We start from the raw sequence: 10203 nt of genomic DNA on the forward strand, positions 1-10203 counted from the left end.
CTGGCCAGCAGTCTGCTGGCCGCTGCGCCAGCCATGGCCGGGGATATTTTCCAGTGGCAAAGCAACAGCCTGACCTATCTCAATGGACGGGACTTCACGGTCAACCCGGAAATACAGCAGACCTTCACCTTCGAACATGCGGACAGCTGGAAGTATGGCGACAACTTCTTCTTCGTCGACAAGATCTTCTATAACGGCAAGAAAGACGCGAACTCGGGTGATAACACCTACTACGGAGAGTTCTCGCCACGCCTGTCGCTGGGCAAAATCACCGGACAGAAGTTCGAACTGGGCCCGATCACCGATGTGTTGCTGGCGGCCACTTACGAGTTTGGCGAAGGCGATAACGAGTCTTACCTGATCGGCCCTGCGTTCGACCTGAAAATCCCCGGGTTCGATTATTTCCAGCTCAACTTCTATCAACGCCACACCGATGGCAATCGCCCTGGCGACGGCGTCTGGCAGATCACCCCGGTATGGTCTTACACCATTCCGGTGGGCAAGTCAGACGTGTTGATCGACGGTTTCATGGACTGGGTCGTGGACAACGACGAGACCTCGCGCGGCACCTACCACTCCAATCTGCACTTCAACCCGCAGATCAAGTACGACCTGGGCAAGGCGCTCAACTACCCGGAGCGACAGCTGTACGTGGGTATCGAGTACGACTACTGGACCAACAAATACGGCATCGAAGACACCGGCTCGTTCGACACCGACCAGAACACCGCGAGCCTGCTGGTCAAAGTGTTCTTCTGAGTGGAACGTCAGGGCTTGATGCGCTCGTGTGCGAGCCTGCTCGCACACGAGCCGGTGCATCCGGTGCCGGTCCCTGGCCCGAATGCACCTTTGTTCCCACGCCGGTGAAACCTCGAATCAGGCTCTGGCGGCTTTCCACACTTTGCCGACAAGGGTCACGACCAGAACGAGCAGCGCGCCGGCCATGATCCCGGCCACTGCGTCGATCAGGGTCGGGACGATCACCGACAGGCCGCCTACCGCGCCCGCGGCGCTGGCGGTCACGCCTTCGACCCAGTGGTGAGCGAACGGCAGGCCATGCACGAGGATGCCGCCGCCGACCATGAACATGGCGGCCGTGCCAAGGATCGACAGCAGCTTCATCAGCACCGGTGCCAGCCACAACAGGCCTGCACCGATGTTTTGCGCGAACGCGCTGGCACTTCTCTTGAGGTGCAGCCCCAGGTCATCCAGCTTGACGATACCGGCGACCAGTCCGTAGACACCCACCGTGATCAGCACCGCCACGATGACCAGCACGCCGACCTGGTCCATGAAAGGCCGTGTCGACACTACGCCAAGCGCCAACACGATGATTTCTGCCGAAAGAATGAAGTCCGTGCGAATAGCGCCTTTGATGCGCTCCTTCTCGAACGCCACCATGTCCACTTTTTCATCCGTGGCGGCCTGCTTGCGCTGCTCGTGTTCCTCGCCGGTTTCCTTGTGCAGCCATTTGTGCGCAATCTTTTCGAAGCCTTCGAAACACAGAAATGCGCCACCGACCATCAGCAACGGCAGGATCGCCCAAGGTGCAAAGGCGCTGATGAGCAACGCGGCGGGCACCAGAATCGCCTTGTTGAGCAACGACCCCTTGGCCACGGCCCAGACCACCGGCAGTTCCCGGTCGGCCGACACGCCCGTGACCTGCTGGGCGTTAAGCGCCAGATCATCACCCAGCACACCTGCTGTCTTCTTGGTGGCCAGCGCCACGTCATCAAGCAGGGTTGCAATATCGTCAAGCAGGGTAAGCAAGCTTCCAGCAGCCAAAATCAAAGTCCTTGAGCAAGTAAAAAAACAGTTCGGCGCGTATTGAATCACAGGCGGGCGTCGGTCACATCACAGCGCACACTTCTGACCTGTCAGGCGCGGGAACGTTTAGCCGTAGTGACCAAGTCTGGTGCGTGACAGCAATTATTTCCAATACCCGCCCTGCTCCCGACTGGTCTGATGACCGCTCTTGACAGGGAGCGATCATGAACAGCATTTTCTGGCCCAAACGAAAACAACATACCCTTCGGGTACTTCAGCTCGATACGCCTGAAAACTTTTCTGCCAAATTGATCGGCTCGTTGAACCAGCTCGTGCGGCAAGCCAACCTGGTTCGTGAACTCGAGCGCGCCGGCGAAAAGGATTCGGCACTGGTCCAGACCATTCTGGTGACCATCGCCAACGACCTGGCCAGGGCTTCCGGGCAACTGACGGACCCGGCATCGCGGGACGCCATGGGGCTGATCGCCGAAGGTCTGATGGGGTCTATCTGGGTAAAGGACACCGGCGCGCAGCTGGCCGCGCTCGATGAGCAGGAACTGGTGAGCTACGTCGGGCCTCTTTCCACCTGGCTGGGTAAATCCCGCGAAACCGGTTTCTCGGCGTTTTTCGGTACGCCTAACCCCGGACTTCAAGCGGTCTCGGACGTGGTCGATCATTATCACGAGCGCAGCGTCGCAAACCTCGCCCGGCAATTGGGCGCTGAGCTTCGGCGACTGCCCGCCTGTTCGTACAAAATTATTGACCTGATTGCCATCGGCGGTGAGGCGGATACGTTTCCCAAGCATTTTGCCTACTTCATGCCTGAAGATCAGGGCATCAAATATTCGCCGGTCAAACGCACGATCGTCTTTGCCAACACCTATCTGAGCCTGTTTCAGCAGATCTCGCGGGAGCAGCAAGGGATTTTTGGCTGGACGGATGACGACCTTCCGGCCGACCGCGACATGGCGCGTTACCTGATGAGCTGGTTTCGCGGCCACGATCTGGGGCACTCCATCGTGCTGCCTGAAACGGACTACCGTCGGCTGAGCGGTCATGACCGCTGGGGCTCCATGGTCGCGCAGGAAGCTGTAGCTGACGTGTTCGGCTTTCTGCTGGCGCTCTCTCCCGATGTCGCTGACAGTCTGGAGCTGGAACCTGACAAAATGGTGCGTCTGTATGTGCTGGAGCTGTTCCGCTACCTGCGGCGCGGCCCGGCACAGTTCCCGGATGCGGGCGCGGCCTATGCGCAATTGAAAATGCTCGAAGACGCCGAAGTCCTGACAGTCATCGCGCCAGGCCGCATCCGCATCGACTGTGCGGCCTTCCCCGCTGCCATGACACGAATTGCGCGGACGTTGCTGAATGCCGTCATGTCCGACAATCTGGAAACCTTCGAGCGTTTTCTGCAAACCTATGGCGTACATCGCGCCAGAGCTACAGATGTATTGTTCGGACTGTCCCTGTGCGAAACATCTCTTTTCTATGAACAGTCCCTGCTGGAGAGTGAGTGAGTGGAGTTTTACAACGGTTTTCTTCTGAGTCTGTCGCTGTGTCTGGAAATCGGTCTGGCTAACATGGCCATGATCACCTTGTCGATGCAGCGCGGCTTCAGACAAGGCGTCTGGCTGGGCTTCGGCACCTGTATCGGTGATCTGGTGTACGCCATTCTCGCGCTGGCCGGCATGGCGGTACTGCTGCAGTACGAAGCCGTGCGCTGGGCATTGTGGCTGGGCGGCTCGGCGGTGCTGGCCTACCTGTGCTTCAAAATGGTCGCCAGTGCGATGCGCGTTAAAGCCGGCGTCAGCGGTTCGGACACCCAGTGGGGCCGTACCAACTTCGCACTGTTCTCCAAGGGCATCGTGCTGGCCATGTCGTCACCCAGCGCGATTCTGTGGTTCGCGGCGGTGGGCGGCGCGATCATCGCCAAACAAGGTGTCGATCTGAACGGTTCGCTCCTGTTCCTCTCCGGGTTCTTCAGTGCCGGGGTGTTCTGGACGCTGGTGTTGTGCTGCCTGGCGTACCACGGCGGGCAGTTGCTGGGTGAGCGGATGTTGAGATGGACCTACATCGCCTCGGCGCTGATCTTCGCCTACTTCACGCTATACGTGGTCGTTTCCGGCTATGTGGAGTTTGTCAGCCCGCAGCCGGTCATTGACCATTGAGGCATAGCGCATCGGTGAAATACCCATCACCTTGCGAAACGAATTGCACATATGGCCCTGATCGTAGAAATACAGTTCGGTGGCGACCCGGGCCGCCGCATCGCCACGCCGCAGACGCTTGCGCACTTCGATCAGCCTGAGCTGCTTGAGAAACTGCATCGGAGCCAGAGACTTCATCATCTTGAAGCTGCGCACCAGATGGAACTTCGAGATGCCGACCACGGCACTGATGTCCTGCAGGTCGATGTCTTCGTACAGGTTGTCCTGCATGTATTCCACGACCCTGGCGGTCATGTCGGGCTCGGCAATCACAGGTCCCTCGCCACGAAACCTGGCCAGTTCGGCCAGCAGCTCGTAGGGTGCCTCCTCCTGACGCGCCGGGTCGTTGGCCGCATGCAGCGCGACGATGGCTTTGAACAACGCATCGTCCTTGAGCGCGCCTTCATCGAACAGCGGGCCCTGCACTTCGCCAAACACGGACGCCACGTGCGCCGCGTCGAGGTGCACACTGATAAAGCGCGCGCCTGTCGCATCGAAGCGCGAAGACTGGACAGTCATGGGGTTGTAGAGCGTGACCTGTCCGGGCTGCACGTCCTGCGAACGACCGTCGTACCAGATTCGCTCGGTGCCGGTGAGGTTGGCACTGATGACATATTCTTCGTGGGTGTGCCGAGGGAATTCGGCATTCTGCGCCGACACCTGAGAGCACTCGGCAAAGGATTGTTTCGATAGCGCTTCGATGATCGGCGTCATATGGTTACTCCCTTAACGGCTCGTGCGGCCCTGTCCCTGCGCACGCTCGCGAGATTATCAGCGGCCCCGCCATCAGGCAATGCATGCGCCTGCCCCTCGTCGCCCCGTCGGGAATGCACGATCAGAGCGGTATCCGGGTCGTCGACAGCACCTGACGCAACCCCATGAACGAGCGGATCTGCCGTACACCCGGCAAATACAGTAACTGCTCGGCGTGCAGGCGGTTGAAGCTCTGGCTGTCCCTGGTGCGCAACAGCATGAAGTAGTCGAACTCCCCGGTGACCACGTGAAACTCCATGCAGCCGGAGACTTTCTGCGCGGCGGCTTCGAACTGAGCGAAAGAATCGGGCGTCGAGCGATCCAGCACCACCCCGATCAGCACCACCATTCCCGCATCCAGCGTCTCCCCGTCAAGCAGCGCGACGATACCTTTGATGACGCCGCTTTCCTTGAGTCGCTCAACCCGTCTCAGGCAGGCGGGCGGGCTCAACCTGACCTTTTCCGCCAGCGCGACGTTGGAAATGGACGCGTCGTGCTGCAGCGTCTTGAGGATCGCACGGTCGATGCGGTCCAGCGGCGGCGCGGATTCACCGTCTGCTTTTTTGCTGCGTTCACTTATTGCTTTCATCTGAATTTTCACACAATAAAATTAGGTTTAAGCTGATTAAAACTAACGTTGATTATGCAAATCGGCAACTCTTTGCAACCAAGATTATCGAGTCTTTTCCTATGATAGGACCTCTCCCGGGTACATCGCTCAAGCGGCATGCCCTGCCCGGCGACGCCTGAATCCACCTCTCAATGGAGACTCGAGATGAACCTGAACAAGTTCAAGCGCTACCCTCTGACTTTCGGCCCTTCTCCCATCACGCCCCTCAAGCGCCTGAGCGAGCACTTGGGTGGCAAGGTCGAGCTGTACGCCAAGCGGGAGGACTGCAACAGCGGACTGGCCTTTGGTGGCAACAAGACCCGCAAGCTCGAATACCTGGTGCCCGAAGCGCTGGAAGGCGGCTATGACACACTGGTTTCGATTGGCGGCATCCAGTCCAATCAGACGCGCCAGGTGGCTGCGGTGGCCGCGCATCTGGGCATGAAATGCGTGCTGGTTCAGGAAAACTGGGTCAACTATTCGGACGCCCTGTACGACCGCGTCGGCAACATCGAGATGTCGCGGATCATGGGTGCCGACGTGCGTCTGGATTCGGCGGGATTCGACATCGGCATTCGCCCGAGCTGGGAAAAAGCCATGGCCGATGTGGTGGAAAGCGGTGGCAAACCGTTTCCGATTCCTGCCGGTTGTTCGGAACATCCTTACGGCGGATTGGGGTTCGTGCGTTTCGCCGATGAGGTCCGTCAGCAGGAAGAGGAGCTGGGGTTCAAGTTCGATTACATCGTGGTCTGCTCGGTAACAGGCAGCACCCACGCCGGCATGCTCGTGGGCTTCGCCGCAGACGGTCGTGCGCAACGGGTCATCGGTATCGACGCGTCGGCCAAACCGGACAAGACCCGCGAACAGGTTTTGCGCATCGCTCGCAACACCGCGCAACTGGTCGAACTGGGCCGCGAGATCACTGCCGACGATGTCGTCCTCGATACGCGCTACGCCTATCCCGAGTACGGTCTGCCCAATGAAGGCACGCTGGAAGCGATTCGTCTGTGCGCGCGTCTCGAAGGCGTGCTCACCGATCCGGTCTACGAAGGCAAATCCATGCACGGCATGATCGACAGGGTGCGCAATGGCGAATTTCCGGAAGGTTCGAAAGTGCTGTATGCGCATTTAGGCGGCGTGCCGGCGCTCAATGCCTACAGCTTTTTGTTCAAGGACGGCTAAGAGCGCGTTGCGGGGCACTGTTTACGCCACATCAGCCCGCGCCTGTCGCGGGCTTTTTATCGATGGCCTGTCGAGGTCACACTTGATACGCGCCCGTTACGTCGACGGCAACTAACGCCACGTTACCGAGCGTTCGAATATCATTCGCTTAATGACGATACCGATTGTTTTTATTCAACTTGTCAGTGAACGCTCGGCGCACTTGCGCGCTCTAACCGCGCAAGCTTCGCCTATTTACCCAGAGCGTCAAGGTCGATGGATAACTTCAACCTTCCACAATCAACCGACACGAATCCATTGTGCTTTCTCGACGACGGAGGAGAAGTCGGTGCGCTCTTGCAATCGGGCTCAATGCATGATTTGCCATTGGGGCACCCCGCTGACTGGCCTGTCTGTCTCAAGAACCTGATCGCCAATGCCTTGCCGGTGCATGCCCAGATCGTGGTGTTCTGGGGGCCGCAGTTCATCGCCATCTACAACGACGCCTACGCGCCCAGCATTGGTGACAAGCATCCAGCCGCGCTGGGGCGTCCTGCCATAGAGCATTGGGGCGAGCTCTGGGACGATCTGGAGCCGCTGCTGCAGAGTGTGCGCGATACCGGCAAAACGTTTTCCGCGAAAGACCGTCCCTTCTATCTGAAGCGCTTCGGTGCCGGGGAAACTGTCTATTTCAACGTATCTTACTCGGCAGTTCGCGAGGCCGACGGCTCGATCGGCGGCGTGCTGTGTATCGTCACGGAAACCACCGAACGTGTGCAGTTCGAACGTCGCCAGGCGTTTTTGATCGAGCTGGGGCGAAGTCTCCCCTCAACCTCGGATCCCTGCGCCATCGAGTGCCATGTGCTGAGCCGCTTGAGCGATGAATTGGCGGCTCAGCACCTGTCACTTACCGCAGTGAACGAAAGTGGCCACGGCCTGACGCCGGATTCGAGCGGCGGGCGCGAGCAGTCGGCCGTGCCGTTGCCGGACTGGACAGCCCCCATGCTGGCTGACTTGCAGGCCGATCGGGCGGTATTGCACGAGACAACGGCCAGCCGCGTGATTCCTGCCAACACGAAGATGGTTCGCTATACGCGGGATGAGCCACCCTGCACCCTCTATGTGCCAGTCGTGCTGCACGGCAGGCTGGAGGCTGTGCTGACCATCCAGCCCTCCATCACCACCACGTTCTGCGATCATGAACTGGACCTCGCCCGGGAAGCGGCGAAGCAGGCCTGGTTATGGATCAATCAGGCCCGGGCCGAGCGTGCATTGCGTGATTTGAACGAAAGTCTGGAGCAACGCGTCGTGACGATGCTTGCCCAGCGTGAGAAAGCCCTCGCCCAGTTGCATGAATCCCGCAAGATGGAAATGGTCGGCCAGCTGAGCGGCGGGGTCGCACACGACTTCAATAACCTGCTGACACCGATCATTGCCTCGCTGGACCTGATTCGACGACGCACCCAGGACGAACGCTCGACCAGGCTGGCCGACAGCGCCCTGTTGGCCGCAGACCGTGCACGCACCTTGGTCGGCAGGCTGCTGACCTTCGCCCGGCGTCAAACCCTCAACCCGGAAGCAATCCGGCTCGAAGACCTGGTAAGCGAACTGAGCGACCTGATCGAGCGTTCGCTCGGCCCTATGATTTCAGTCGAGATCGATATTCCGGACGGGCTGCCTGCGGTCTTCGTCGATCCGCATCAGTTGGAGCTGGCGATTCTCAATCTCACCGTCAATGCCCGCGACGCATTGCAGGACGGTGGACAGGTACGCATCAGCGCGCGGGCCGAAGCCGGACCGAGGGCCCCGCAAGACGCGTCCGGCTCGGGTTACGTGCGGCTGGCCGTCAGTGACAACGGCTGCGGAATGACTGAGGACATCCTCAAACACTGCGTCGAGCCGTTCTACTCCACCAAAGGTGTGGGCAAGGGCACGGGGCTGGGCCTGTCCATGGTTCAGGGTCTGGCGCTGCAATCGGGGGGCGAATTCGACATCCGTTCGCAGCCCGGCAGCGGCACTGAAGTGACGCTCTGGTTGCCGGTCGCCAACCGCCCTGTCGTGCAGGCAGACTCAAAGACGCTGGAGACACCCGTGATACAAGACTCGGTTCATGTGCTGCTGGTCGACGACGAGGATCTGGTCAGGGACAGCACGGCGCAGCTGCTTCAGGACCTTGGTTATCAGGTAACCGAAGCGCCCTCGGCAGCGGTCGCGCTGGATCTGTTCGATGCAGGCCTCAAGCCGGACATACTGGTGACCGATTACGTAATGGCCGACATCACCGGTGTCCAGTTGGCACGGCGGATTCGCCAGCGCATGAATGACCTGCCCATTCTCATCATCACCGGCTACACCAATGCCAAGCCGGTGCCAACCGATGATTTCGAGATCCTCGCCAAACCCTTTCGTCGCCAGGACATTGCCTCCAGACTGGCGCACCTGATCCAGGGTGGCGCCTGAGCGGCCACGCTGACTAAAGTCGAAAAGACTGCTGCATCGCCTGGGCGAGAAGCTCGACCGCCTCGTCCGTCTGCGAGCCGGACGATCGCATGAACACGATCTCATGCTCGGGAATGAACGGCAGTCCCTGCAGGATCTGCATGTGCTGCGTGACCCCGGCGCGGTCTATCAGGCTGATGGCCATTCCGGCCTCTACGCAGGCTTTCACGGCCTGATTGGACGGGCTTTCCAGCACGATCCGCGTCTGACGCCCACTGAGCTTCAGCGCTTCGAGCATGGCGCGCCGATAAGGGCACTGCGCCGCATGCACGGCCAGCGCCAGCACCTGAGTCGAATCCACGACCCAACCAGCCGCCGCCACCCAGACCGGCTGGGTCGAGGCAAGCACCTGCGCTGCTTCGGTCGCGACCCCCTTGGCCCGGGCAAGCACCGCCGCCTGGAGCTTGCCGCGCTGCAACTGCTCACGCAGCGTGTCGCTGGGCGCGGTCTTCAACTCCAGAACCACATTGGGCCAGGCCGCTACGAACGTCGGCAAAATGTCGCGGATCACATGGGTCGCGTATTCGTCAGGCACGCCCAACAGAATACGCCCGGCCAGATGCGTACCATGCAGGTCGGCCAGTACCCGGTCGTGGGTGCTCAACAATTCGGTGGTGGAGTGCAGCAGGCGTTTGCCAAGCGCGGTGAGCGACACCGACTGGTTGTCGCGTTCAAGCAGGCGTCCGCCCGCCAAGGCCTCGAGCCGCTGGATATGCACGCTGACGGCAGCCGGGCTTTTATGCAACTGATCGGCAGCCGCAGAAAACTTCCCGATGCGCGCCACGGCATGAAAGGTTCTGATGAGCTCGATATCGAGGGTTGGCTTCATGATTCAGCCTTCGTGAATAACTGATGCAGGTTATTTTGATTTATTAGATTACGCCCATTTCGTAGCCTGTGGGCATGAACCAGCACTCAGCGATACCTCGTAGCGACATCTCCCGATCCACTCGTGGCCGGTCCCTTCCTTTACCCCTGCTTGAAGCAGGACTGATCCTGACCTGGAGCTCCGGCTTCATCGGGGCACGTTTCTCCATTGATTACGCGCCGCCCTTGCTGGTGGTGTTCTGGCGCTGCGTGCTGGTGTGCCTGATTCTGCTGCCATGGGTGTATCGACAGCTGCGCCAGACACCGCGTGCGGTACTGCTGGAAAACGCAGGCATCGGCCTGTTGGCCATGACCGGCTATCTGGCGTAATGCTGTTCACTT

At 59.9% G+C, this 10203-nt stretch carries 9 protein-coding genes and 1 pseudogene; 6 read left to right on the forward strand and 4 right to left on the reverse strand.

The genetic code is table 11. From position 1 onward, the window contains the following. On the forward strand, positions 1–759 hold a 759-nt coding region (locus tag BZK31_RS27300; RefSeq protein WP_244182749.1), incomplete at its 5' end, for an outer membrane protein OmpK. A 117-nt stretch (positions 760–876) separates the two neighbouring features. Here BZK31_RS27300 and BZK31_RS27305 read toward each other — a convergent pair. After that, positions 877–1785: a DUF808 domain-containing protein gene (locus BZK31_RS27305; protein WP_083186329.1), complete on the reverse strand. Its 909-nt coding sequence runs from the start codon at positions 1783–1785 to the stop codon at positions 877–879. Positions 1786–1991: 206 nt separating this feature from the next. Here BZK31_RS27305 and BZK31_RS27310 point away from each other — a divergent pair, with 206 nt between their 5' ends. Together BZK31_RS27310 and BZK31_RS27315 are read left to right on the forward strand one after the other, a co-directional pair. Continuing rightward, a complete protein-coding gene (locus tag BZK31_RS27310) occupies positions 1992–3281 on the forward strand; it encodes a hypothetical protein (protein WP_083186330.1) in 1290 nt (429 codons plus the stop codon). Then, positions 3282–3932: a LysE family translocator gene (locus BZK31_RS27315; RefSeq protein ID WP_083186331.1), complete on the forward strand. Its 651-nt coding sequence runs from the start codon at positions 3282–3284 to the stop codon at positions 3930–3932. Here BZK31_RS27315 and BZK31_RS27320 read toward each other — a convergent pair. Both BZK31_RS27320 and BZK31_RS27325 read right to left on the reverse strand, forming a co-directional pair. Then, on the reverse strand, positions 3870–4685 hold the full coding sequence (locus BZK31_RS27320; protein ID WP_083186332.1) for an AraC family transcriptional regulator: 816 nt from the start codon (positions 4683–4685) through the stop codon (positions 3870–3872). The two genes, BZK31_RS27315 and BZK31_RS27320, sit on opposite strands and share 63 nt — an antisense overlap. 121 nt (positions 4686–4806) lie before the next feature. Next, positions 4807–5313 carry an Lrp/AsnC family transcriptional regulator gene (locus tag BZK31_RS27325; RefSeq protein WP_083186333.1) on the reverse strand — a complete coding sequence of 169 codons (507 nt, stop codon included), beginning with the start codon at positions 5311–5313 and terminating at the stop codon, positions 4807–4809. A 186-nt stretch (positions 5314–5499) separates the two neighbouring features. On the opposite strand from BZK31_RS27325, the gene BZK31_RS27330 reads away from it, so the two are divergent. Next, on the forward strand, positions 5500–6516 hold the full coding sequence (locus tag BZK31_RS27330; RefSeq protein WP_083186334.1) for a 1-aminocyclopropane-1-carboxylate deaminase: 1017 nt from the start codon (positions 5500–5502) through the stop codon (positions 6514–6516). Positions 6517–6771: 255 nt separating this feature from the next. Further along, positions 6772–8955, forward strand: a complete 2184-nt coding sequence (locus tag BZK31_RS27335; RefSeq protein WP_083186335.1) for a hybrid sensor histidine kinase/response regulator — start codon at positions 6772–6774, stop codon at positions 8953–8955. Between the two features lie 13 nt (positions 8956–8968). Here BZK31_RS27335 and BZK31_RS27340 read toward each other — a convergent pair whose 3' ends face one another. Then, positions 8969–9823, reverse strand: coding sequence for a LysR family transcriptional regulator (locus BZK31_RS27340; protein WP_083186336.1), 855 nt, complete (start codon positions 9821–9823; stop codon positions 8969–8971). Between the two features lie 74 nt (positions 9824–9897). Between BZK31_RS27340 and BZK31_RS27345 the strand changes: the two are divergent. Next, a pseudogene (locus BZK31_RS27345) lies at positions 9898–10188 on the forward strand (EamA family transporter); the annotation flags it as partial. Positions 10189–10203: the final 15 nt, after the last annotated feature.

The sequence above is a fragment of the Pseudomonas floridensis genome (assembly GCF_002087235.1).
Lineage (GTDB): Bacteria > Pseudomonadota > Gammaproteobacteria > Pseudomonadales > Pseudomonadaceae > Aquipseudomonas > Aquipseudomonas floridensis.

Excerpts from the sequence above, each read along its gene's own strand:
- BZK31_RS27310 (WP_083186330.1), top strand. The coding sequence starts at position 1,992 with ATGAACAGCATTTTCTGGCCCAAACGAAAACAACATACCCTTCGGGTA.
- BZK31_RS27320 (WP_083186332.1), bottom strand. The coding sequence starts at position 4,685 with ATGACGCCGATCATCGAAGCGCTATCGAAACAATCCTTTGCCGAGTGC.
- BZK31_RS27325 (WP_083186333.1), bottom strand. The coding sequence starts at position 5,313 with ATGAAAGCAATAAGTGAACGCAGCAAAAAAGCAGACGGTGAATCCGCG.
- BZK31_RS27335 (WP_083186335.1), top strand. The coding sequence starts at position 6,772 with ATGGATAACTTCAACCTTCCACAATCAACCGACACGAATCCATTGTGC.
- BZK31_RS27330 (WP_083186334.1), top strand. The coding sequence starts at position 5,500 with ATGAACCTGAACAAGTTCAAGCGCTACCCTCTGACTTTCGGCCCTTCT.
- BZK31_RS27340 (WP_083186336.1), bottom strand. The coding sequence starts at position 9,823 with ATGAAGCCAACCCTCGATATCGAGCTCATCAGAACCTTTCATGCCGTG.